Origin of the sequence: Algoriphagus yeomjeoni (assembly GCF_049821175.1) — a bacterium.
In the GTDB taxonomy this organism is placed as follows: Bacteria; Bacteroidota; Bacteroidia; order Cytophagales; family Cyclobacteriaceae; genus Algoriphagus; species Algoriphagus yeomjeoni_A.
On sequence record NZ_CP187512.1, the window covers coordinates 1,743,766 to 1,768,911 of the forward strand.

Annotated in this window: 21 protein-coding genes; 12 read left to right on the plus strand and 9 right to left on the minus strand. The window is 41.1% G+C overall.

Going from position 1 to position 25,146, the window contains the following annotated elements:
* Window positions 1–50: 50 nt before the first annotated feature.
* The 3 genes from ACPUEN_RS06910 to ACPUEN_RS06920 form a co-directional block, all read right to left on the minus strand.
* Window positions 51–818: a TIGR02757 family protein gene (locus ACPUEN_RS06910; RefSeq protein WP_425639373.1), complete on the minus strand. Its 768-nt coding sequence runs from the start codon at window positions 816–818 to the stop codon at window positions 51–53.
* The gene (locus ACPUEN_RS06915; protein ID WP_425639374.1) at window positions 818–1,372 is read right to left on the minus strand and encodes a hypothetical protein; all 555 of its coding nucleotides are present in this window, start codon (window positions 1,370–1,372) and stop codon (window positions 818–820) included. The genes ACPUEN_RS06910 and ACPUEN_RS06915 overlap by 1 nt, the downstream gene beginning before the upstream one ends.
* A 217-nt stretch (window positions 1,373–1,589) precedes the next feature.
* Window positions 1,590–2,738, minus strand: coding sequence for a LysM peptidoglycan-binding domain-containing protein (locus ACPUEN_RS06920; protein WP_425639375.1), 1,149 nt, complete (start codon window positions 2,736–2,738; stop codon window positions 1,590–1,592).
* Window positions 2,739–3,090: 352 nt separating this feature from the next.
* Between ACPUEN_RS06920 and ACPUEN_RS06925 the strand changes: the two genes are divergently transcribed.
* From ACPUEN_RS06925 to ACPUEN_RS06960, 8 genes are all read left to right on the plus strand, one after another.
* Window positions 3,091–4,446, plus strand: a complete 1,356-nt coding sequence (locus tag ACPUEN_RS06925; protein WP_425639376.1) for an NfeD family protein — start codon at window positions 3,091–3,093, stop codon at window positions 4,444–4,446.
* A 22-nt stretch (window positions 4,447–4,468) separates the two neighbouring features.
* Window positions 4,469–4,843, plus strand: coding sequence for a cyanoglobin (locus ACPUEN_RS06930; RefSeq protein ID WP_111613082.1), 375 nt, complete (start codon window positions 4,469–4,471; stop codon window positions 4,841–4,843).
* Window positions 4,836–5,567 carry a lysophospholipid acyltransferase family protein gene (locus ACPUEN_RS06935; protein ID WP_425639377.1) on the plus strand — a complete coding sequence of 244 codons (732 nt, stop codon included), beginning with the start codon at window positions 4,836–4,838 and terminating at the stop codon, window positions 5,565–5,567. The genes ACPUEN_RS06930 and ACPUEN_RS06935 overlap by 8 nt, the downstream gene beginning before the upstream one ends.
* Before the next feature lie 104 nt (window positions 5,568–5,671).
* Window positions 5,672–5,959 (plus strand): Asp-tRNA(Asn)/Glu-tRNA(Gln) amidotransferase subunit GatC, encoded by a 288-nt coding sequence (gatC, locus tag ACPUEN_RS06940; protein ID WP_425639378.1) that lies wholly within the window; start codon window positions 5,672–5,674, stop codon window positions 5,957–5,959.
* A 17-nt stretch (window positions 5,960–5,976) separates the two neighbouring features.
* Window positions 5,977–8,748, plus strand: a complete 2,772-nt coding sequence (locus tag ACPUEN_RS06945; RefSeq protein WP_425639379.1) for a hypothetical protein — start codon at window positions 5,977–5,979, stop codon at window positions 8,746–8,748.
* 76 nt (window positions 8,749–8,824) lie between these two features.
* Window positions 8,825–9,541 carry an ABC transporter ATP-binding protein gene (locus tag ACPUEN_RS06950; RefSeq protein ID WP_111613137.1) on the plus strand — a complete coding sequence of 239 codons (717 nt, stop codon included), beginning with the start codon at window positions 8,825–8,827 and terminating at the stop codon, window positions 9,539–9,541.
* 61 nt (window positions 9,542–9,602) lie between these two features.
* Window positions 9,603–10,151 carry a cob(I)yrinic acid a,c-diamide adenosyltransferase gene (locus ACPUEN_RS06955; RefSeq protein WP_425639380.1) on the plus strand — a complete coding sequence of 183 codons (549 nt, stop codon included), beginning with the start codon at window positions 9,603–9,605 and terminating at the stop codon, window positions 10,149–10,151.
* Window positions 10,152–10,190: 39 nt separating this feature from the next.
* Window positions 10,191–11,258 carry a branched-chain amino acid aminotransferase gene (locus ACPUEN_RS06960; RefSeq protein ID WP_425639381.1) on the plus strand — a complete coding sequence of 356 codons (1,068 nt, stop codon included), beginning with the start codon at window positions 10,191–10,193 and terminating at the stop codon, window positions 11,256–11,258.
* Between the two features lie 55 nt (window positions 11,259–11,313).
* Here ACPUEN_RS06960 and ACPUEN_RS06965 read toward each other — a convergent pair whose 3' ends face one another.
* Window positions 11,314–11,700, minus strand: a complete 387-nt coding sequence (locus ACPUEN_RS06965) for a GreA/GreB family elongation factor (RefSeq protein ID WP_425639382.1) — start codon at window positions 11,698–11,700, stop codon at window positions 11,314–11,316.
* 574 nt (window positions 11,701–12,274) lie between these two features.
* Here ACPUEN_RS06965 and ACPUEN_RS06970 point away from each other — a divergent pair.
* The 3 genes from ACPUEN_RS06970 (at window position 12,275) to ACPUEN_RS06980 (ending at window position 14,758) form a co-directional block, all read left to right on the plus strand.
* Window positions 12,275–12,781, plus strand: a complete 507-nt coding sequence (locus tag ACPUEN_RS06970; protein ID WP_111613074.1) for a hypothetical protein — start codon at window positions 12,275–12,277, stop codon at window positions 12,779–12,781.
* A gap of 66 nt (window positions 12,782–12,847) precedes the next feature.
* A protein-coding gene (prfB, locus tag ACPUEN_RS06975) for a peptide chain release factor 2 (protein ID WP_425639383.1) occupies window positions 12,848–13,949 on the plus strand; the annotation gives its coding sequence in 2 pieces (ribosomal slippage) (window positions 12,848–12,907 and window positions 12,909–13,949; 1,101 coding nt in all).
* A 329-nt stretch (window positions 13,950–14,278) separates the two neighbouring features.
* Window positions 14,279–14,758: a hypothetical protein gene (locus ACPUEN_RS06980; protein WP_425639384.1), complete on the plus strand. Its 480-nt coding sequence runs from the start codon at window positions 14,279–14,281 to the stop codon at window positions 14,756–14,758.
* A 711-nt stretch (window positions 14,759–15,469) separates the two neighbouring features.
* Here ACPUEN_RS06980 and tnpA read toward each other — a convergent pair.
* The 3 genes from tnpA to ACPUEN_RS06995 form a co-directional block, all read right to left on the minus strand.
* Complete coding sequence (gene tnpA / locus ACPUEN_RS06985; RefSeq protein ID WP_425639385.1) at window positions 15,470–15,916, minus strand: IS200/IS605 family transposase; 447 nt, start codon at window positions 15,914–15,916, stop codon at window positions 15,470–15,472.
* A gap of 737 nt (window positions 15,917–16,653) precedes the next feature.
* Window positions 16,654–17,532, minus strand: a complete 879-nt coding sequence (locus ACPUEN_RS06990) for a hypothetical protein (protein ID WP_425639386.1) — start codon at window positions 17,530–17,532, stop codon at window positions 16,654–16,656.
* 9 nt (window positions 17,533–17,541) lie between these two features.
* Window positions 17,542–20,679 (minus strand): type ISP restriction/modification enzyme, encoded by a 3,138-nt coding sequence (locus ACPUEN_RS06995; RefSeq protein ID WP_425639387.1) that lies wholly within the window; start codon window positions 20,677–20,679, stop codon window positions 17,542–17,544.
* 283 nt (window positions 20,680–20,962) lie between these two features.
* On the opposite strand from ACPUEN_RS06995, the gene ACPUEN_RS07000 reads away from it, so the two are divergent.
* A complete protein-coding gene (locus ACPUEN_RS07000) occupies window positions 20,963–22,135 on the plus strand; it encodes an MFS transporter (RefSeq protein WP_425639388.1) in 1,173 nt (390 codons plus the stop codon).
* Window positions 22,136–22,367: 232 nt separating this feature from the next.
* On the opposite strand, the gene ACPUEN_RS07005 is transcribed toward ACPUEN_RS07000, so the two are convergent.
* Complete coding sequence (locus ACPUEN_RS07005; protein ID WP_425639389.1) at window positions 22,368–23,720, minus strand: M24 family metallopeptidase; 1,353 nt, start codon at window positions 23,718–23,720, stop codon at window positions 22,368–22,370.
* Between the two features lie 69 nt (window positions 23,721–23,789).
* Window positions 23,790–25,145 (minus strand): MATE family efflux transporter, encoded by a 1,356-nt coding sequence (locus tag ACPUEN_RS07010; protein WP_425639390.1) that lies wholly within the window; start codon window positions 25,143–25,145, stop codon window positions 23,790–23,792.
* Between the last annotated feature and the right edge of the window lies 1 nt (window position 25,146).

Consider the following 25,146-nt stretch of genomic DNA (forward strand, 5'->3'; position numbering starts at 1 on the left):
ATTGGAAAGTTTTTAATGCTCATTAATATAGGCAAGCTATTATTCCCTACTCAAAACTTCTCCTCCACCCCTAGCCCAAAAAGCGCAAAGTCATATTTAACAGGGTCAGCAGCGTCAAACTCCCGAAGTTTCGCTGTTAACTCCAAAGCTGTCAACCAATCTGTTTGCTTTCGGGTAATCATGCCGAGCTTCCTTCCTACTCTATCCACATGCAGGTCGCATGGACAGATCAACTGAGCTGGTGAGATTCTTTTCCAAAGTCCAAAATCAACTCCCTTTTCATCGTCCCGCACCATCCAGCGCAGATACATATTAATACGCTTGCAGGCAGCCTTTCTAGTAGGTGTGGCAATATGCTTTCTTGTGCGATGAGGCGAATCAGGTAGAGAAAAGAAAAACTTTTGAAATTTCGTCAAAATAGATTCCATTGAATCGACATCTCCAGTTTGACCAAGAAGAAAAGCTTCTTCAAGTGACTCATGTCGTTTGTAAAACCAACTTAAAAAGTGGATGAAATAAAGCGTGTCGACATCATTGAAGGTTCTATGCTTGAAATTCAGAAATGGCTTCAAGTCATCTTCCTGATGATTCAGCAAAAAGTCATGAGGTGAATTGTCCATCATCTCAAACAATTCTATGCACTTATTGATAATCGTTTTTCGCTGTCCCCAAGCCAAAATCGCAGCAAAGAATCCTGAGATTTCTATGTCTTGTTTATTCGAAAAGCGATGGGGAATAGAAATAGGGTCAAGCACAATAAACCCCGGCCTGTTGTATTGCTCAACTTTTTCGTCTAAAAACCCCTTTAAATCCAGCATCAAAGGGCAACTTTCACTTCACCACCCTGTGTACCATCAAACCATTTGAAGGAAAGCTCATTCTCAACTTTCTCAGACACATGCCAATCAAAGCATTTAATGGTAGTGAGCAACCGCAAGGAATCCTCATCCGGATCATATAGACAAATATCAAAATCAGGTAAATCCTTAGACTCTGTGCTATTCCATTTCTCAAGAATAAATCCTTCCTCAAGTACCCGAACCTTTTTCCCAAAAACATAATCTGAAAGAACAGACGGAACCCCATCTTTCCTTCTAAACTTAAATCCAGAGGGTCCAAATACGATTTGCTTGATCAATTTGGCTTCTAACAATTCTCCAGAATATGGCAAATCTTCCCATTCTGATTCTTTCAAAACCACCTTTTTCCCTTCAGGCCGTAGTCTGTTCAGGAATCTCGAGAGTAAAGAGAAGACGTAAGTCACACCAATAAACAACAAGCCAAAACTCGCCAAGATCGGGTAGGAAATAATAAAAATAAGATTCCAGATAAACCGGAAAATATGGTGGAATACGAGTTGGACTTTATTCATAGCGCAAGCGCAAAATTAGCAGTGGCTTTTCGGAAACCAAAATTCAATCTTAAAACCTCTGCCCGAAGACATAGGTTCAAAACGAAAAAAGACCGCCATCATGACGGTCTTCTTTTATAACTTATAATGGAACATCCTTTCCAAAAAAAACTAAGAGTAAATAGAATTGGCTAGACATTAGATTTGAGGCATCTTCGGTCTCCCGTCTTCCAGCTTCCTAATACATCACCTCAACCGGGAATCTTCCATTCACTGCTTTCAACTGATCAAAAGCAGCCTGGGAAAGTTTGATCACCAATTTGGCATTATCGCCTGTTTCCGGAAGCGTTCCTACTACCCTAGCAAAAATAGTCACGTCATTTTCCTCATTTTTCACACGCATGATCGTACCCACTGGAGCTGTTCTATGCAGAACCAAGTACTTCTTATGTCCTCCAGTTCCTTCGATTAGCTCAGCCTGACCTGTTTCCTTGATGTTTTTAAATCCACCAGAAGTGTTTTCATCTGCTGGCTCTACCATCATTTCCTCTGCACTGGAAACAACTCTTGGAGTTCCAATCACTGGAACCGTAGATTCTTCCATCGCTCCACGACCCACTTTGAGCACTTGACCTTGCTGAAGATTATTAGATGTCAACGCATTCCAGGTAATCAGATCTTCTACTCTAGCTGAATATTGACTTGCGATAGAGAAAAGTGTTTCTCCGCTTTGTACAGTGTGCGATCTCCATTCTCCAGGAACCATAGGTTTACTAGTTTCCGCAACTACCTCCGGTTTTGGAGTTGGTTGTGTTTTCTCTTTTACTTTAGGAGTTTCCTCCTCCTTTTTAACTGACTTTTCTTTTGGCTTTGGCTCAGTTTTCACTACTTCAGTTGAAGTGGCAACCGCCACTACGGGTGCTGGCTCCTTCTCCACTGCGACTGGTACAGCAGGTTCTATGATTAACGACTGACCAACACTGAGGTCATTACCTTTCAGCCCATTATCTTTCATTACGCTTTCCACTGTTACTCCATATTTTTTAGAAATGGAGAAAAGCGTCTCACCAGGAACTACATTATGCAAAACAGAACCTGCAGGAATCTCGGCCATGGATACAAAAGGAACTTTGATCGTCTGACCGATTTTTAACCCTTGCTTCAACACTGGGTTAGCGTTCACTATATCACTCACAGGAGAGTTATACCTACGTGAAATCCCGAATAACGTCTCTTTTGGATCTACTTCATGTAAAATAAATGACTGATCTCCTATACGCTGAACTCCAATCGAATCAATGGCATTAAGCTCGGAAGCCTTTGATAATGAAGCAGAAAGTGAGAATAGAAGAAGAAAGGACCAGAAAAACTGTGATCTATTATTCATAGGGATATACTGAATTGGGGGTAAACGAATTAGAAATACAAGATTAATTTCCAAAGTCGATTGGCGCAAGAATTATGCTAGAAATCGAGAATGACACAAGTGACACCGACGATTGGTCATAAAACAAGTGCGATTCCTCTCGTGTTAATTGGATGACATTTAAATAGAAATTATTAACCTATAAAGAGTAAAAGGCAGTCTTGACCATGTATTCGTCGCAAAGGTCGGAGAATAGCACGAGAATCAGAATTTACTTTCAGAAAATACGGAAACAAATCCAAGCGATGAAAAGAAAAAAATCAGTTTTTACGCGTATTTCGTATCTTTTATCATTCGAAAATGCACACCAACAATGAAAATCTATTTCAGCGCACTAATCCTATTCCTTATTATTTCCTCCCAACTCGTTCTGGCCCAAAGCGATACTGGGGTTGATAAGAAAGTTTTCACTTTCAAAATCGATACGGACATTGATCCTGCCATGACTCGACGTGTGAAATTGGCATTGGAAAATGCAGAAGAAATTGATGCGGACTTGATTATTATTGAAATGGACACCTATGGAGGCGCCGTAAATGATGCCGATGAAATCAGGACTATGGTTCTGAATTCTACTATTCCTATTTATGTATTCATCAATAAGGATGCGGCATCAGCCGGAGCACTGATTTCCATCGCCACTGATAGTATCTATATGGCACCCGGGGCAAGTATAGGAGCTGCCACCGTGGTAAACGGAGCAGATGGAGCTGCGGCTCCCGACAAATATCAATCCTACATGCGCTCTATGATGCGAAGTACTGCTGAAGCAAAAGGCCGTGATCCTAAAATCGCTGAAGCCATGGTAGATGAAAAAATTGAAATCGAAGGAATCTCGGAAGAAGGATCCGTGATTACTTTCTCCGTTTCTGAAGCTGAAAAATATGGTTTTTGCGAAGGACAATACGATTCTATCGAAGACATTCTAGCTTCTCAAAATCTCGGTGAGGCTGAAATAATAACTTATGAAACGGGGCTTTCTGAGCAGATAATAGCTTTTTTCCTAAATCCAGCTGTCAGCGGATTTCTAATCCTTATCATTATTGGTGGTCTCTATTTTGAATTGCAGACTCCTGGAGTTGGTTTCCCAATCTTGGCTTCTGTGGTGGCAGTATTTCTCTATTTTATCCCTTATTATCTCAATGGCCTTGCTGAAAACTGGGAAATCTTAGTCTTTTTTATTGGCGTGATCTTATTGGCTGTGGAGCTATTTGTGATTCCTGGATTTGGGATTTTTGGAGTACTGGGCATCATCGGGATATTAACAGGACTCGTTCTAGGCATGATTCCAAACCAGAATTTCAATTTTGATTTTGTCCCAGCTGCGGATCTGTTTGGAGCCTTGCTTACGGTGATTTTAGCAGCTATAGTTTCAGTTGGCTTGGTATTTTGGCTTACTCCCAAAGTCAATGAGTGGGGAGCATTCAAAACCATCACTTTGGCATCCACCCAGCAAAGAAGCGAGGGCTACACTTCTTCCTCTTACTCAGAAACTTTAAATGGCAAGACTGGGACAGTTCACTCCAGACTGCGACCAAGCGGAAGAATCGAAATAGACGGAGATGTTTATGACGCTTATTCCCGAGGTGAATTTATAGATCAAGGAGCGAAAGTGATTGTGATTTCCACTGAAGGCACTTCGCTGAAGGTAAAAAAATGGGAGGCTTAAGAGAAATTGGTAAGTTTGCGCCATGAATACTTCTCAGACGATTTATGACCTGATTGGTGAAAAGCAAATCCGTTTGCTTACTCAATTTTTCTATCAGGAAGTTTCCAAAAACGAGGATTTGAAGAGACTTTATCCAGAGGATTTGGCACCTGCAGAAGATCGCTTATTTCTTTTTTTACTTCAGGTGTTTGGCGGACCTGAGACCTATTCTGAACAGCGGGGCCATCCCCGATTGAGAATGCGCCATGCCAACTGGAAAATCGATGCAAGCATGCGTGATCATTGGATGAATGCGATGATAACTGCCTTAGACCAAATTCAAGTGGATCAGAACATCAAAGAAGCCATGTTGAGTTACTTTGTGAAAGCAGCAAATCACATGATCAATCATGCGTAATCTATTCGCAAGGCTGTATTCTATATACGCAGGGTTAATCTTTGCACTGAGTTTTCTGCTGATCTTTCCATTCATTCTGGTTTGTATCTGGATTCCAGGTTGGAAAAAATATGGCCGAAAAATCAATCGCTACTGGGCAAGGGCATATTTCATTTGCATTTTCCTCCCTGTGAAGATTCAGAAAAGCGACAAGATCCAAAAGGACAAAGCATACATTTATCTCGCTAATCATTTCAGCTACTTGGATATCGCAATGATGGGCTTTATTCCCGGTGATGTTCTTTTCGTAGGAAAAGCCTCCATTCGCAAAGCACCTCTTTTCGGATACTATTTCAAAAACCTCCATATCGCTGTTGATAGAGAGCGACTAAAAAGCCGTGCAGAAACGATGAAACGCACAGATCAGGCTCTAGAATCAGGCAGCTCCGTGATCATTTTTCCCGAAGGAGGGATTTTCACCAAGAATCCTCCAGAGATGATTGCATTCAAAAACGGGGCATTCCGGATGGCCATAGAGAAACAAATCCCGATTATCCCTGTCACTTTATCCTATAATCATCTAATTTTACCCGATGACGGGAAATTGCTGGTGCACTGGAGATCTGCCAAAATGGTCCTTCACGAGCCTTTATTTCCTGGCAATTTTGAATCTGAAAAAGCGTTGAAAGAAAATTGCTTTCATGTGATTCAAAGTCAACTCAATGTAGATAACTCAAAACCATGAAATCGAGCATGACAATAATCTCTCTGTGAGAGAGAAAAAAATTAACATGCGAGATTTCTCCCGATAGCTATCGGGATGACCTTAAAAAATCAAATTATAAACACATGAAAATAGATACCAACTCAATTAAGAAAATCGCTCACCTTGCGCGATTGGAATTTGACGAAAGCAGCGCGGAGAAAATGTCTCGGGATATGAGTCAAATTCTCGACTGGGTTGAGCAGTTGAATGAAATTGATACTGAAAACGTAGAGCCATTGACTACCATGTCCTCAGAAGTGAATGACATGCGCGAAGATAAAATAGGTCATCAGCTGGAGCATGAAGCTGGCCTGAAAAATGCACCAAAAAGAGATTCCGACTACTTCCGAGTACCTAAAGTAATGGAGTAACCTACTTGACAACCACATTGAATACCTCAACCATCTATAAAATCCTAGCCCTCCTATTTATCATATCAGGAGGGCTTTTTGCGCTGTATTACCTGATTTTCGATCCTCAGCCTTATGTCAACATCAAGGCTGGAGCTTTTCTGGATACTGTTGCTATTCCTTTTGACTGGGTCCAAATAGGTCCTATTTCTTACCCTATTAAAGTTGATAATTACATTGTTTTCCAGGAGTTCAAAGCGTTAGCCCCTGAATTACATAGGACTGAATCCTACATTTATGCAGGAATAGTCTGGCTCGCAGTAGTATCTGTTTTGACATTAGTATCTGAATTTAAAAAGGCCTATTTCATCATTGGAGGCATTATTTGGATTGTTCTGCTTACTTTCAGTGATTTCAATGGACTAAATATCGGTGGGCAAAATGCGAACTATCCGCTCATTATTCTTTTGGCGGGAACGCTTATTCCATTAATCTACTTTCACATCTGGGGGCAAAAAAAACATCTGGTAATCAAGTGGATTGCAGTTTTTGCAGGGACTTTCTCAGCACTTGTACTACTCATTACTCAAAGTCCCGTCTCCAATCCTGAAATCTATGTTGCTGAGCACAGTTTGACAATCGGGTTTGGTCTTGCACTAGCCTGGGTCTTTTGGAATGGGCATGGCATACTATCCGGGATTTACATTTTGCTCGCAAGAGTAAACCGTAACCTCAACCTGAACATCACTGTTCAAATCAGCCTCATTACTTTAATTTATTTAGGCATACTATTCTTCTTGCTTTTAGCTTTACAGGGAGAAATAGGACTGCCTTTCCCTGCCTTCTCTCCTCTTTTCCTTCTTATACCTCTAGGGTTTTTCGGATGGATTTCAATAGGTGAAAAAGTAAGCCAAAGTGAGGATTTAATTTCTACACCTTCGGTAATAAAAGCTTTGCATTTAATCGGCTTTGGACTTGCCCTTTGGCTAGTATGGAAATTGAAATTTTCTGCAAATCAGCCAGGTGAAGAGCTTTACAAACACCTTTTTGTCTACACTCAACTTGGTTTCAGCCTCTTCTTTTTCATCTACCTGATGGCAAACTTTATGTCTGTCATGAACTCTGGAAAGGCGGTAGAAAAAATCCTTTACAAGCCTTATTCCCTTGTTTATTACCACATTAGGATAGGCGGATTGATAGTGATTTTAGTCCTCACTACTTATACTGGGGGGATAGTAGGCGTACAGGCTAATGCCATGTCAAGTAATATTCTAGGAGATTATTATTACCAAGTGGACAAAAAGCTGGAAGCAAGTATTCTTTATGAAAATGCTTGGATTCGCTATCGCAAAAACCCTAAAGCAAAATTCCTTACCGCCCAATTGCTACTGGATCTCAAGCAACCAACATTGGCAAAAGAGCATTTGGAAGAAAGCTTCACAGAGGTTCCTCAGGTAGATAATATCCTGCTCCTGAGCGACAGACTCCATCAGGAAAACAAAGAATTTGAAGCTATTTATTACCTAGAGAAAGGGCTCACTATTTTCCCTAATGAACCACACTTGGTCAACAACCTTAGTTTGCTCTATACTAAGGTCAATAAAACAACGGAAGCACTGGATTTGCTGAGTAATTCTGGAAGTACTGATCAAGTATTGATGTCAAATCTTTCGGCTTTAAAAACCAAACTTGGCAAGCCCGAAATCAGCGTAGATCAAAATTCTGAGCTCATTTATTTGATTAATGAGCTAGCAGCATCCAATGCTCTTGCCAATATTCCTTCGGAAGAATTACTAAAATCCGTTAAAGAGGGAGTTTTATCTGAGACTTCTCCAATGCTAATCAATGCAGGATGGAGGAATGTGATGTCGGAAAAAAATAGAAATGACCCAAGTTCAGACCTCACTTTGCTGGATAGCTTGGGGCAACAACCTGAAATGATTGCTTACCTAATGTCACTTCAGGAAACAGCTGTAATCAGGAACTTGGCAGCGGGAAGAGTAACTGAAGCTGTAAAAAATTTAAATGGTTTAGCTTTTCGAAACCCAAAGGACGCCGCTTATTACCTTCAACTCTCAGGAGGAATTTTAGCTCAAAACCTCGATTTTCAAAAAGCTGCCAATGAGTTTATTGCTGCTGTAGAAAGAGGTTTTCAGGCATTTGATTCTCATCATTGGAGTATTTTTGGACTTGCGGGAATGCCCGAAAAAGCTGTTGAAATTCGCGAGAAATACAATGTTTTATTGCCTAGTTACCTAAATGATGAAGGTCCTAACATTCCAGATTATTTACTAATCATCAGCCGATTTCATCAGTCGCCACCGGAAAACCTCTTGTCACAATGGCGAACACTTGATGAAAGTGCTTTGAAAACGGACATGGCTATTCGCTTGATTGCATACAAAGCGCATGGACTTGAAAGAGATGATTTGAAAGAATTGGAGAAATTTATCTCAAGTAAAATTGGCCCTCAAGAAGAACTCAAAACCTTTGTCAATAACCCTGACCTAACCAATGAGAAGTCAGTGTACGCATTTATTTCTTGGATCAATTCAGGAAAGGAGTTGACTGCTAACCCATACCTTAGCCCATTGATTATAAGCGCATTACAACTCAATAACGACCCTCTTTATCAATATGAAGTCTTGAATGCTGCCACTGAATTCAACCAAGATCCAATCCTTTGGCTGAGAAAAGTGAAGGCAGCGAGGGAAAGCGGACTTGATAATTATGCAGATGAATCCTTAGAATTTTTGAAACAATGGGTAAGCGAAGAAGAACTTCGACGCCTCCAATCCTTGAACTATTGATTCCTATTAACGTTTTTTATTTAAGCGGAAATTCATTTCCAAAGCCAAACTAGTACCTTTAGCAAAACCATTAGCCATGAAGAAAATAATAGAAACCCACGAAATAAACAAAACATATAAGATGGGAGCTGAAATTATTCAAGCTCTTAAATCTGTCTCCATTTCAGTAAATAAAGGAGAATATGTTGCCTTCATGGGACCTTCTGGTTCGGGTAAATCCACACTGATGAATATTATTGGCTGTTTGGATACTCCTACTGCAGGTACTTATATTTTGAATGACAAGGACGTTTCTGACATGACCGAGAATGAATTGGCAGAAATAAGAAATAAGGAAATCGGTTTCGTTTTTCAAACTTTCAACCTACTACCCAGAGCAAGCTGTCTTGAAAATGTTGCTCTTCCTCTAGTTTATGCAGGAATGAGCAAGTCTGACCGGGAAGAGATTGCATTCCAAGCACTTACAAATGTTGGACTTGGTGACCGAACTAAGCACAGACCAAATGAGCTTTCTGGTGGTCAAAGACAACGTGTTGCCATAGCAAGAGCATTAGTTAATTCACCAAGTATTATCCTTGCCGATGAGCCTACTGGTAACTTGGATTCAAAGACTTCTTACGATATCATGGAGCTTTTTCATGAGTTGCATTCAAAAGGCAACACAATTATCATGGTAACTCACGAAGACGACATAGCGCATTATGCGCATAGAATTGTAAGATTACGAGATGGATTGGTAGAAACGGACACAATAAATCCAAATCCTACGCGTGGTATTGCAATGCAAGCCTAGTCACACCTTATAATTTCAAATAGATTCTTAATTTTGTCCTTATAGAATCAGGGGCAAAGAGATGAAAATTTATACCAAAACAGGCGATCAAGGAACTACATCATTGTTGGGTGGGGCACGTGTCCCGAAATCTAACATGAGAATTGATGCCTATGGCACTGTAGATGAACTCAACTCCTACATCGGTTTACTCAGAGATCAAGCTGTAAATGAAAAAAGAACTGATTTCTTAAAGGAAATTCAGGATCGCTTATTTACTCTAGGAGCAGATTTGGCAACTGTACCAGGTAAAGACAAGGTAAAAAAACCTGATTTACACCCGGAAGACATAGAAGTTCTCGAGCAGGAAATGGATCAAATGCAAGAATTGCTCCCTCCGCTCACAGCTTTTATCCTCCCTGGTGGACATCAATCAGTTTCATTTTGTCATCTTGCCCGCACGGTTTGCAGACGTGCCGAGCGACTTGCAGTTGAACTAAACAGCATAGAACCTGTTTCTGAATTAGTAATTCAGTACTTAAATCGACTCTCTGACTTTCTTTTCGTACTTGGTCGAATGATGGCTCATGAACTTGAGGTGGATGAAGTAACCTGGAAACCAAGAAATTAATCATTAGATACCTGGCAAAACCAGATAACGGTAAAACCAATGAAGACACAACTTGCCCTACCGATAACTAAAGTTCAGAACTCTAGGTTAGCGGAAACAGATTTTTCAAATTTAGTATTTGGACGTACGCTTAGCGACCACATGTTTGTGGCAGATTACAAAAATGGTGAATGGACGGATCTGAGAATTGAGCCTTATGCACCACTTAGCCTGAATCCCGCTAATGCAACGCTTCACTACGGCCAGTCAATTTTTGAAGGCATGAAAGCTTACAGAAATGAAAATGACGAGATCTTAGTCTTTCGTGCAGACGCCAACTGGAAAAGACTGAATGAATCCGCAGAACGCATGTGTATGCCTGAGCTACCTGAAGAGATATTCATGGAGGGTCTTACTCAACTGATCGATTTGGATAGAGACTGGGTCCCCACAGCAAAGGGCGCTTCACTTTATGTTAGACCATTTATGTTTGCTACGGATGATTATATTGGTGTAAAACCATCCGATACCTATAAGTTTATCATCCTCACTTGTCCGGTTGGCAACTACTACAGCAAGCCAGTAAGTGTAAAAGTGGAGACCACTTTTACCCGGGCTACGGAAGGAGGAACTGGCGCCGCAAAAACTGCCGGTAATTATGCAGCTTCACTTTATCCTGCTGGTCAAGCTCAAAAAGCCGGATATGACCAACTGCTTTGGACCGATGGTAAATCACATAGCAAGATCGAGGAAAGCGGTACTATGAATGTCATGTTCAAAATAAATGGCACTTTAATCACAGCTCCCACCAACACAGGAACGATTTTGAAAGGGATCACCAGAGATTCTGTCATTCAATTGGCTAAGGATTGGAAAGAACCCTTGGAAGAACGATTCCTGACAGTTTCAGAATTAGAAACTGCGCTTCAAAATGGAACTTTAGAGGAGGCTTTCGGCACAGGTACTGCAGCTACAATTGCACATGTTCAACGCATCAATGTAAATGGAAAAGATTACATTCTTCCAAACAAAGCAGATGATGCTTTCTCGCATAGAGTTCTTGCAGAATTGGATGGAATCAAGTATGGCCAAGTGACCGACCCACATGATTGGATAATTTCTATTTAATCATTGGTTCAAAAGCTAGCAAAAAAGGCTGTCTATTTAATTAGACAGCCTTTTTTCAATCAGTATGAACAGGATTTTGCACCCTGAGAATCTTAAGTTTCTTTAGTCCTCTTGGCAATGCCCATTCAATCTCCATTCCTTCTTGGAAGCCTATTAACGCCACTCCCAAAGGTGAAAGTATGGAAAGCCTTTTTTCCTCTAAGTTTCCAAACTTTGGAAGCGTCAATTGAAAATTTAAAAGTTTTCCGGATGCTACATCCTGCACTTCAAAGTGAGAATTGAGTCGGATGACTTGAGGTTCCAGTCTGGAATCAGGAACTTTCTTAGCTAGCTCAATTTCCTTTGCCAGCAGTGAAATCTCCTTTGTGATAAGATGATGAGGAGTATTTAGGATTAATTCTTTAATCGTATTATAGTCGGATTTTGCAAGTATTGGTTTCATGATTTTTAAAAACAAGTGATTGGACCAAACAAATTGAGTGTGGAGTTAACAGGATAAGCATTTCGGAAATTTTGCCCTGCTTACGTAATCCAAAAAATCACTGAGGGCTAAGAAATAAAGGCTTTACTCTTTTGGTAAAACGCACAATTATCCAACTTGGCAGCTTGAGCTGTCAAAAAATAAGGTAGAAGGATAGCTGTTGAGTAAATCATGGTTTTTAAAAGCGGATGAATCAAATTTCTTTTCAGACCTGAACAATCGCGAAGTAGGTTTAACGGATCAATGCCTACTAGGTTTGGATTTAAGAGTTGAAAAAAAGGATGGTGAGCGAAGTCTAACCACGAATGCTTGGCCTTTTAGGAAGCAGGGTTCCTAACCTAGCCGAACTACTGTTACTGAGCTTGTCGAACCAATCTATTTTAAAACTTACATGTCGGTTGGTGAGCCTGTCGAATTAATTCAAAACACGGCCATTTAATGAAGTCAAAGCTCCCATTCCAAGAAAATCGACTTTTCTGGAAAGATTTAACATTTCAACGAAAGAAAACTTTCAAATTTGTTTTTATTTAGGAGTATGAAAAGACTACTAGTCCTTTTGATGATTTTTACAGCCTCGCTTTCCACTTTTGCGCAGGGAACGGATTTCATTCTCCTCAAAAGAGGCACAAAACAAAAATCCCAGATCCGATATTATCCTGGAGAAACGATTACTTATAAGAGCAAAAAAATAGATTACTTCGTCACTGACGTGATTCAAAGTATCGATCAAAACTTCATTTATCTCTCTGAAAACATCCTATCACCTGAGTCGATCACTGAACTGGATATACGAGATAAAGACCGCCGAAATAACACATTAAGAGCTTTAAACATGCTAACTCTAGGAGCTGGAATCATCCTATTAGGAGCAGAATCCATCAATAGCATCTACCACGAACAAAAATTCTCCATCAATAAAGGAGTGGGTCTTACTTCTGGAATCTTATTAGGAACAGGACTTGCTATGCTGCCTTTGCGATACAAAACATTCAAAAACTCTGGCAGAAATAAGATTCAGCTGATCCAAATGAGAATGGATTAATAGAAGTTTATTGGTTTAAACAGATATTTTTTCGGACTTTTGCCACCTAAATTTTAACCTAGACAGATGACTTCAGAACAACTGAAAGACTTGAAAGCCCGCACATCGGCTTTGAGGAGGTATCTTTGACTACGATCGTAAGAAAGCAGAAATAGAAGACCTAGAGGCCGTTTCGGCCCAGCCTGATTTTTGGAACAACCCAGAAGAGGCAGAAAAAAGCATGAAGCAAATTCAAGCCCGAAAAGCTTGGACTACATCATTCGAAGATCTCAATAAGACTATCGAGGATCTAGACGTTTTGTTTGAGTTCTACAGCGCAGATGAGGTTTCTGAAGAAGAAATCAAAGCTGAGTATATCAAGGCTGAGGCTGCGGTGCAAGAGCTGGAACTTAAGAAAATGCTCTCTTCGGAGGAGGATCAGCTGAATGCTGTATTGGAAATCAATCCCGGCGCAGGAGGAACAGAAAGCAATGACTGGGCCTCAATCCTCATGCGTATGTACATCATGTGGGGTGAGAAAAACGGCTACAAAGTAAAGGAGGTAGATATGCAGCCAGGAGAAGTAGCTGGCATCAAATCCTGCACACTGGAGTTTGAAGGTCCCTTAGCCTATGGGTTTTTGAAATCCGAGACTGGCGTACACCGCTTGGTTCGAATCTCTCCATTTGACTCGGGAGGAAGAAGACATACGTCTTTTGCTTCGGTATATGCTTACCCAGAAGTGGATGATTCCATAGAGATCGATATCAATCCTGCAGATGTGGAGTTGCATACTTCCAGATCAGGTGGTGCTGGTGGACAAAACGTGAACAAGGTGGAAACCAAGGTTCAACTGACTCACAAGCCTACGGGAATCGTGGTAGTTTGTCAGATCGAGCGTTCTCAGCTTGCCAACCGGGAAAAGGCCATGCAAATGCTGAAATCCCGTTTGTTCCAAATGGAATTGGAGAAGAGAAATGCGGAAATCGCAAAGATCGAATCCTCCAAAATGCGGGTAGATTTCGGTTCGCAGATCCGAAACTATGTGCTTCATCCATACAAGTTGGTAAAGGACAACCGAACAGGCCATGAAACCTCTGATACACAGCATGTGCTGGATGGAGGATTGAATGAGTTTATGAAAGCCTTTCTGCTCGCGCAAAGCGAGGAACAGGCGAATAAGGAGTAAAGGCAGTTGTCGGTTGGCTATTTTCAGTTGCAGAAAACAGTCAAGAGCGCCTAAATTTCTTATATAGGCATTAGTAAAACGAAGTAAAACATCAAGGCTGGGATTTGTTCCTGGCCTTTTTTTGTTCTAATTTCCTGCTTACAAAGTCATTTTGCCCCGCTGTGGCCCTGCTATCTCAGAAGCTGGACTAGATTTTACATTCAATCCCTATCCCTCAATAAATAAGTAAGTTACTTTTCTAATTTTTTTTAATTAGTTAGTGAATTATATAGTATTAGTTAGTTATCTTGAACTAAGTTAAATTTTTATCCACTTAATCAATTTTTACAATGGAAAATCGTGTATCGATTACTATCCCCCCAGCAGACCTTCAGGCAATCAATGATGCAGTGAAGGTATTGCAAGAGAAGTTAGGGCCACTTTTAATAGCCCTGACAGTAGATGAACGAAGAGCACTCACGAAGATGGGTGAAGCTTCGAGGCCCTTTGCAGAAAAGGTAATGGAGTATGTAGTGACCAATCCTGAATTTTTGCCTCCTTATGCCGATGTGGCAGAAATGCAGAAAGATTGGAAAGCAATTAGTGAATTGGGACCGGTGTATAATGCCATGAACCAGCTTACAAGCAACTTGGACGATACGCTGATGGAGGCGGGCTCAGAAGTGATGGAGCAGGCCAACATGTATTACCGATCCGTACAAGGTGCTGTAAAAGCCAACGTGCCGAGTTCTAAACCAGTGTTTGCAGACCTGAGAGTGCGCTATGAAAAGCGAAGCAAACGCAGTGGCGGAGATCCAGCGGGAGTTTAAAAAGTTGCTCCACTCACCTAAAGCCGGGAAGAAATTTCCGGCTTTTTTTATGGGTGAACCAAAAAGACCAGGAATAAAAAGTAAAGTAACGAAAAGACCTTTAAGGTTTTGAAAACCTGGAAGGTCTCATCTAGGTCGCCATTCCCTAGAAGCAGCACAAAATCTGATCAGATCTGCGAAGTATCACCTCCAAGCTGCTAGCTAATTATTCCAAGGTGATCATGATCTGTTCCGAGCAGATCCATTGCGGCTTTAAGCTGATAAGTATGTGATCGAAGGTGAAAAATATGTGCTCAGGACTGATAATTATGTGTTCGGGGGAGAAAATTATGTGTTCTGCAGTGATAAATATGTGCTCAGAAGTGATAAATGGGTGATCTGAGCAGATAAGTTGGAATTATCTAATAGATGTTCGACCACCTTCGGGGTCGTGGGGTGGTTTCGGATATTCGTTTACCATGGGTTGCACCCATGGTTATTGAGAGGCTTGATCCCTTCGGGATCCTTAATTATTCCGAGCAAGTCATACGCACGACCATGGGGTGATCATGCAATTAAGAAATTGAATTGGATATCATAAGACGGTGAAGCCGTCCAACTTTTCAATAACCGCGGGTGCAACCCGTGGATAGCCAGATGTTGAGATGAAATGCCAACCCTGAAGTGCCTGTCCCGATTATTTCGGGAGGTTGAACTTGTCATAGGTCGAACCTATAAAAGGTACTTAGGATCAAATTTGATTTCATATTCATTCAACAAGGATTTGTACTCCTCGATAAATGTAACTTTCCGATGGTGTTCCTCCTGGTTTTTAATGTAGTTCATGAGCCTCTCTTTGGCTTTTATAGTTTCTGAAAATACGCCGTAGCCGTCTTGCCAACCCTGGAAATCAGGAAAAATATCTTCCTGTTTGATCAATTCAATAGAGGCAAGTTTAATATCCTTTACCATTGAAGCAATTGCAATGGTTGGATGGATATGGGTTAGAATATGCAAATGATCTTCGACACCATTGATCCGATAGAGGTGACAATTTTTGTTGGTAAGGAGTTGGTGGATGTAGGCAAAAAGTCTGCGTCTGTGGTCTTTGATAAGTATGGGTTCCCGGTGTTTGGTGGAAAAAACGATGTGGTAAATAAGTTGTGTGTAAGTGCTCATAAAAATCTGGAATTAGTGGAAAAATGGCGTGTAGGAATTTCGGGAATTTGTGTGGCATTGGCAAAAGGTATTGCGAGATTGTTCGATCCCTTCAGGATCGTGGGAGGTCATGGGTAGACTTTTTTATCCATGGGTCCCGATATAGCTATCGCGGACACCCATGGTTATTGAGAGGTTTGATCCCTTCGGGATCGTTTGATCGGCCTGATTTTCCGCCTGCGACTCACGACCACGAAGTGGTCCAACTTTTCAATAACCGCGGGTGAAACCCGTGGAATCGTGAAATAGTGATAGGTAATGGTAACCCCGAAGTGCCTGTCCCGATTATTTCGGGAGGTTGAACATCCTGGGAATTACAAATAGTAGAAAATAAAAAAGCGAAGATACAATCTACGCTTAGTCAAAGGTTACTCCGTATATCCGCTTACCATGGGAGAGAAAAAAAGTTCGATCCCTTCAGGATCGTGGGAGGTCATGGGTAGACTTTTTTATCCATGGGTTTTACCCATGGCTATTGAGAGGTTTGATCCCTTCGGGATCGTTTGATCGGCCTGATTTTCCGCCTGCAACTTACGACCACGAAGTGGTCCAACTTTTCAATAGCCCCCGGTGCAACCGGGGGACACAGAAATGGATGATAAAACGGCAACCCTGAAAGGGTTGAACTCTTTTCAGAGGAATTACAAAATCCATAAAATAAGAAAGCGTAGATACAATCTACGCTTAGTGGGGCTTTCTTAGTGAGATTTAATGAACAGGTATAGTCTTATGTAGTAAACAATTATGAGAACCGAAATTAAAAATGAAATCTCAATCCCAATTGGTAAATTAAAGATTAAGGATGTGATTATAGAAGCTAAAGAAATTGACAAGTAAAAATTTATTATCAATTCTATTAATTTTCGTTTATTTGATAATTTAAACACTATAATTTTAAAACTGCCAATTGAAAATATGACAATTCCAACAATGAAAAATACATAGATTTGAAACCCATAAAACCCAACATAAAGATTAACATAGTTATTTATGTTTAGTGGATCCCAGTCTTCAGCATATTTAAATCCTGTAATTCCTTCGTCCTTATATGAAAAAATTGGATTAAGATTATTTTTTTTTGCACTTGTAAATTCATTTACTATCGTTATCCACAGTTGGTCATTATTGTTAAGTAAGAATTCACGAATTAGTACTGTGTTTAAAGTTGTGTCAATTTCAAGTTCTCTTTTATCTTCATCAATATATGAGCCCTCTAGCCATGCTAGATAGATTTTATTCTCTTTAGGCAATTGTATTTTTATGGGAGGAGAGAGTGAGTCATTTTGGATTACTGAACTGCCAGAATTTTCAATTATCCATTTAGAAATTGAAATATTTCTAGACTTAATTGAATCAACATTTATACTGATCTTAGATGGCATTATAGTCAAAAACTCATCGTATTCGAGTGAATCATTATAGTCAAAAAAATCATATTCGTCAGACAAATATATATCATGAGAATCTTTAAATAATGTCAATTCTTTATTATCATATTCTAAATAAAATGAAAAAAACATAATAATAGCTGTAATTCCAGCTATAATTAGAGACAAGACGCTAAATAACTTTTTCATTTCAAATAATTATAATTCAATTTCATCTATCTCCCTCATCACCCTATCCGTCTCCACAAGCGCTTTAATGATCTTCTGGTAATGCAGGATATCCTGAAAATCTAGGGTGCGGCCTTTGCGGTCTTTGAGCCATTTTTGGGCGGGTTGGTAGCCGCCGATGTAGAAGTTCCAGGCGAGTTCCGGTACGTTGGCGAAGTATTGCTCGGAGTTGATATAGACTCTTCCCGTCACTGCGAGGTTTTTCACCGAAGCAGTCTCTTCGTCTGAAACAGATTGCTTCGGTCGTTCCTCCCTCGCAATGACGAAATGCGGCTTCTCCACTTCGTTTTCGCCGCCGATGGGGTACTCGGTGATGTAGTCGTTTAGGCTTGGGCTTTCCATCAGGTGCAGGGATCGGAGTTCTCCGCCTAGGGCGACCAGTCTCCAGAACTCCTCCACATCGCTAGGATAAGGCACCCGAGGGAAATCTATCTTCAAAAACTCCTTGTAGGTCTCTCTATAGCTCGGCGAGTGCAATACCGCATAGATGTAATCCAGCAAATCTATGGGAGCAAAAGTATCTTCCTCCTCTTTTTCTGAAGTAAACTTCAACCCCAATCCCTTGGCGATTTCTGCCACCAGTTTCATATCCAGATTCGGAGTTCGGGTGGCTTTGGAATCTAAGGAAAGTTGGGAATCGGAATCTGGGTAGAGGTAGAGAGGAAATGCATTTCCTGCTCCAAATTGGCCAGCAGAATCAATATAATTTTTATCTGGAGGAGATGTTCCTATAAATACGTGTCTAAAACCTCTTATTGCTTGCTTTGGGATGTTTAAAACAATATTCTTTTGGAATATATGCTTCATGACTTTATCTCTTGCTCTGTCAATTAGCTTAGTATCATAGTATATGAATCTTTTATCGAATAGTCTATAATCAATTAATTTGATTAACGATTTATCTATTTTTATTTGATAATATGATTCAACTTGACTTTCTAAATGAGTTTTTGAAAGACTAATTAAAACTGCATCTTTTGAAGTTACTACCCCTACACTATTCAAGGGGAAAAGCTCATTAACTTTCAATCCTTTTTCGTAATCATTAATATTTATAAAATCCTTTTTAACAAAATAATAGTTTGGTTCATAACAGTTCAACTTTTGCCAACTCACAGACTTTAAACTATTATTTTTCAGGTAATCATATTTGAATTTTCTATTTCCAAATAAATCAAAGCTATATAACTCGAAAGGCTCATTACTTATATTTCCAAATTTCTTAATAAAAATGTTTATTGAAACCCCTTGCATAATGTCAAATACATTTTCATCCTTGGAACCATCAGGAGCTGTTTCTTTCTTTTTGGCATTTCCATGCAAGTCAAGAATATAGATCTTGTCAAAAGTATCTAGCAATTCCTGTCTCATTTGTCGATGAATTAGTCCATCCAAAAAACTATTGTTGGACACATAAGCTAAGATTCCTGACCCATTTTTCTCAATAAAGTGCTGCCCGTAACGAATGAATTTGATGTAATCATCCGATAGTGGTTGGATATTTCTTTCGTTTAGATTCTTCTTATAATCTGCTACTAAGCTTTCTATCCACTCTCCTTTATTCGTACTACTTACACTATAAGGCGGATTTCCTGCCACGATCATCACGGGCGCATCGCGCTTAATCTGATTGGCTTCGTTGGCCTCGGCAGAGAGCCAGTTGGCGAAGAGCGTACCCGTATCCTTGTGATATTCCTCTAGGGAATTGGTCAGATAGATGCGGAAGCGTTGGCCTTTGGTACCCGTGTAGCCAGTTTGCTTGAGCACCAAGTCCAGCTTCAGATGCGCCATGGCATATGATGCCATCAGGAGTTCGAAGCCGTTGATGCGGGGCAGCAGGTGATTTTCCACATAAGAATTCCATACACCTTGCTGACCTTTGAATTTGGAATAAATATGATTGATCGCTTCCGCCACGAAGGTACCCGTACCTGTAGCAGGATCGAGAAACTGTACCCGATGCACTTCCTGCTCCACTTCCCGCATTCCACCGGAGAATCTCTTGTCATGGGTAGGGATAGGCACTTTGATGGTGGTTTTGGAAGTATCCGCCAGCCCCATCGGCAAGTCAAACTCATCGATCAGAATATCATCCACGGCACGGATGATAAAGTTCACAACAGGATGCGGCGTGTACCAAACCCCACGGGCTTTGCGCAGCTTGGGATCGTAAGTACTTAGGAAGGTCTCGTAAAAGTGGATGATGGGATCCTCGGTCTGGGTGGCTTTGCCGAAATTGCTCAGAATGGCATTCACATCCGCAGCACGGAAGATATCCGCCAGCGCATCCACGATCCATTTGATCCGATCGTCCAGATCATAGCCGGCGATGTATTGGAAGAGCTTTCGCAGGAAGGGATTAGACTTGGGGATCAGTTCAGCTGCTTCCTGTCTGGAAAAGGTATCTAAAGATTCATCATACAATCGAGCTGCAAACATCCCATAGGAGATCGTCTGGGCATAGACATCCGAAAATTCCTTTGGGGTAATGTCATGAATGAGGATTTCCTTGAAGGCATTCATCTGCTCTCTGAGGGTGGAATTCTCCTGATTGATCTCATCGGAATTCAGGGAGTTCTCGATCACATTAGCCAGCATTCTTGCTTTACCCGCCATCATCTCAGCCAGTTTCTTTGGGCTTTTGATACTTTGGCTGATATGTGTGGTAAACTCCTTGATGAGAAGTTCGAAAGCAGGGAAATTATGAGGAAGTGGCAGGATTTTCCCACTATCCACCACGCCGATGCAAATGGAAGTAACGAGTTCCCCGCTTTTGTAATAGTAAAAATCGAGGTAATCAGTAAAGATCAGGTTGTCCAGAGATCCTTTGTATCGGTCGAATTGTTCTTTGTTTCCGTTCTTTTTCGCGCCTGTAAGATCAGCATCTCCTATATCTTTTGCCTCAATGAAGCCGACGGGGATTTCCTTTTTATTCGTCAGAATGTAATCAGGAGCTCCACAAGCCTGTCGTTTGGGTTCGTTGGTTGCGGAGATATTGGGAACTAGCGATTCAATTAGATTTTGTAGATCACCCCGAAAGGTATGCTCGGTGGCATGGCCTAACTTATAGCGGGTATTGATACTCTGTACGTATTCGGAAACAGTCATGAAAAAGAGTTATTAAAAAAGAACTCCCTAAAGATATCATTTACCCCGAAAACGAAAAGCAGATTTTATGTTTTGATGAAGAGATTTTGGTTGAGATGGACGAGTTCGACTACCTTCGTGGTCAGGCAAAATATACTTGACTCTATGCTCTTGTCTCATTATCTCTCAGCTCCTCTCTCTTGATACTTATGTCTTGATACTAGATACTTATGCCTTGATACTTACATCTTGATTCTTGATTCCTGCTTCTCATCCCTTCTTTTTCCTTAATTTCGCGTCACCCATGCGAACCCAACACTCTTTTTTCACCTTAGACTTTTCCCTACTCTGCCTGAGCTCGTTTTTGTTTTTCGCTTCCTTTAACATGATTATTCCGGAGCTACCGGATTATTTGACTTCACTAGGTGGAGCTGATTACAAAGGGTTAATTATTGCCTTATTTACTTTATCCGCAGGACTCTCCAGACCATTCAGCGGGAAGCTTGCAGATAAAATCGGAAGAATTCCTGTGATGATGATTGGCGCTTCTGTCTGCTTTGTAGTAGGAATGCTTTATCCCCTACTCAGTTTTGTAGGCGGATTTTTATTTCTAAGGTTTGCCCATGGATTCTCTACAGGCTTCACGCCTACCGGTGCTTCAGCCTACGTGGCCGACATAGTTCCCTATCAGAAACGTGGACAGGCAATGGGCTTATTTTCACTCTTTGGATCCATGGGAATGGCAGCAGGTCCAGCTATTGGCGGATGGCTAGCTACCCTATTTCCTATTGCTACAGTTTTCTATGTATCTGCTTTCACTGCCATATTTTCCATTTTGATCTTACTGAAGCTGAAAGAAACGTTACCAAACAAGGAGCGTATTTCCTGGAAGATGCTTCAGTTAAACAGACATGAAATCATAGAAAAGCGAGTGCTTGTACCCGCGACAATTCTCTTTCTGTGTTGCTTTTCCTTTGGTGTGGTGCTGACGATTATTCCGGATTTTTCTAGTCATCTAGGCATAGAGAACAAAGGACTGTTCTTCGGGGTATTCACACTTTCTTCCTTGGGAATCCGGTTGCTGGCAGGCAAAACATCTGACCGATATGGGAGAATCCCGGTGATGCGAGCTGCCAGTGCCACGCTAGTTTGTGCAATGGTATTAATCGCTTTGGCAGAAACCAAATTTGCGCTACTCGGGTCAGGTGTTCTTTTTGGCTGTGCAGTAGGAATGTATAGCCCAACAACTGCCGCTTGGGTGGTAGATTTATCACTGGATCAATATAGAGGTCGAGCGCTGGCGACTATGTATATATTTTTGGAAGCAGGAATAGGAATTGGTGCACTCGTCTCTGGATTTCTGTTTGCAAATAGCCCTGAAAATTTCCGTTTGGTATTCTTAACCAGTGCAGGTTTTGCAGGTCTGGCGTTTGTGACTTTGCTTTTTGTCAGCCGACAGAAAAGCCAAATCCTCTAAAATCTATTTTACCACCTTACTATTTTCTAATGAATTACTGATCATGACGTTGGCATTCATTTTTTCTCATCTATTCAATTACACAGCATTTCATACTGGGCTATTACAGCTCATGCCGTTGGCATGTGAAGATTTCTCAGGTGAAATTCACTACATAAAAACAGAGGTTTATCAATTCAGCAATCAGGCCTCGCTCAGCCAACATCGGACACCTGACATCCAACGTTTGTCATCAATTCCCAAGATGAGCATTCACTCTAGGAATCGCAAAAATCTCCTTTTGCCTTCCGTTGTAGTAAGTCACTTTTTCCCCATCAAATAAAGCTCCTTCTTCAAGCATTATTCTAACATCCTTATTCCATTCCGGCACAAACACCACAGCATTCAATTCAATTGCATAGCCAGTATTCGCATGGAGTGGAAAATCTCCAGCGCCAGGTGTATCGCCTTGATTGTCCCACATGCCGATAGTTGGCCCGGCAGAGTGTCCGTAAAAACCCAGTGGATGCGTGTAGATACTCCCTCGGATTGCCTCTGCATCCAAAACCTTGCGGGAAGCACGAAGAATTTCATTCCCAGTCCTACCTGTCACAAAATTAGAAGTCAAAATATCCTGCACTCTATTTCCCTGGGCAAAAGCTTTGCTTAAATACTCAGGAACTTTGGTTTCTCCAGCTTTAAGTACATAGGCCATTTCCTGTGTATCGGTATTCAATCTCAGGTAGGTGATCCCAAAATCCACATGAAGTAAATCCCCCGGCAAAATCACCGATTCAGGAGATTTAGTGGCAAAGTTTCTATTCTGCTCATTATTGGCAGGATCTGCTCGCTGAATATCCACCGAAGGATGAAACCAGGTGTCCAGTTTCATGGACTTTATTTTCTCTCTGTACCACCAGACCACATCTTCAGTCGTAGTCACACCGGGAGTGATTACGGCTTCAGACAATCCTTCTGCCACGATTGCATGTGCGATTTCCTGAATATGCTTGTAAGTGGCCATTTCAGGCTCAGTTCTGGTTTCCAACCAGCGCACAGCCAGCGTCTGGGCTGAAAAAACATTTTTCTGGAGATTTTGAGGCAAATATTCCAAAAACATCTGATGCTCATTTGTAGTCAACCCGTCTGCATGCCCATAATCTTTAGCGTAATTCAACCCTATTTTCTTAGGATTTTTTGAAGAAATCAACTCCATTAAAGCTTTCCACTGATCAGGTTGGCTTTCTGGATCCCAAGCTCTTTTAAAGGCTTTGCCCACATCGTATCGAGCAACGGCATAAGTTTCCACAGGAGCATTTTTAGAAGGCTGATACATCACCAGAATCGTTCTCCTCCTCGCAGCATGCCAAGTGGCAGGCAGCATAGTTCGGATCACGGGATCCTCATTGTATTCTCTGGAAATTACTACCCACATATCGATGCCTGTTTCAGTCATCAGGCTAGGAAGTAGGTTTTGGATGCGGTAATCCAACCAGCTATCGATCACATCAGCTTGTTGGCGCTGGGTGAGAACGGCTACATTTTGAGCGAAACTTTGATTGGCAATCAGGAAAAGAGTAAATACGAAAAGTAGCTTTTTGATCATAGTAAGTGGATTTTTCATTAATATAAAACAAAAAGTAGAAAGGTAAGTCTGACATAGGACTGAGTGAACTTAGTCAGTGACTATTGGTTTATTTGCTTCAATCATCCGGTTACTCAACTTGTGAAAACGGTAAAATAACACGGCAGCCGTCACACTTAAACCAATCAATAACCCATACCAAATACCTTTTTCAGCAAATCCCATTTCAAAGGCTAAGAAGTAACCCAACGGCAGGCCAATAACCCAATAAGCTACCAAGGTGATCAAAGTAGGGAATTTCACATCTTCAAGACCTCTCAAGACTCCCAGACCTGCTACTTGAACCCCATCTGAAAGCTGAAATAATCCTGCGATGATCAGCAAGGAAGCCGATAAAGCAACTACTTCATTGTGGTCAATATATAGCGTAGGTAAATAAAACCGCAGGATAATAAACAGCAATCCGGTGACAGACATAAAGATCAAAACCATTCCAAAAACTACCATTCCAGCTTCACGCATGCCCTTGAAGTTGCCTCTGCCTATCTGGTTACTCACACGAATCATCCCTGCGGTACTCAGACCAGAAACCATCATGTAACTGATTGAAGCAAGATTTATAGCAATCTGATGTGCGGCAAGTGCATTGACTCCTATCCAGCCCATCATGATAGCGGCAGCACTGAAGGCGCTCACTTCGAAAATATATTGAAATCCTGTGGGTACACCGATTTTCAAAATTCGGTTGAGAAGCAGAAACCTAAGCTTATCAATCCCCAATTTCAAATTAAACACATTGTACCGCTTTGATTTCATTACATATAATCCCATCGCTATTGGCATCATGATTCTGGAAATCAGGGTAGCCAAACCAGCTCCATTCAGCCCCATTTCAGGTGCGCCAAGTTTGCCATAGATCAAAACCCAGTTCAGAAACACGTTCACCAGATTGCAGAAAATAGTTACATACATCGCTTGTTTTGTCTGTGAGAGGCCTTCGGCAAATTGCTTGAAGGTCTGAAAGATCATAAAGGGAAATAAGGATGCCGTAATAATATACAGGTAAGGAATAGTCAATTTGACCACTTCTTCAGGCTGATTGAGGAAATGAAGCCCTTGTGACAAACCAATTACGACTACAGTCAACAGCAGAGCAGTTGCAATGTTGATCCATAAGCCATGCTGGAAAAGATGTCCTATCCTTTTGAATTTCCCTTTACCCTCAGCCACAGAAATCAAGGGAGTAATTCCCATAGAAATCCCCATTCCAAACATCAGAATAACGAAAAAAATACTATTTCCCAGTGAAGCTGCAGCCAGAGGAACCGCTCCTAACCGACCCACCATCATACTGTCAGCCACACCCACGGATACTTGTCCCAGCTGACTTAGAACAACTGGAAATGCCAAGGTGAAGGTGATTTTAAAATGATCCTTGATTGTCATG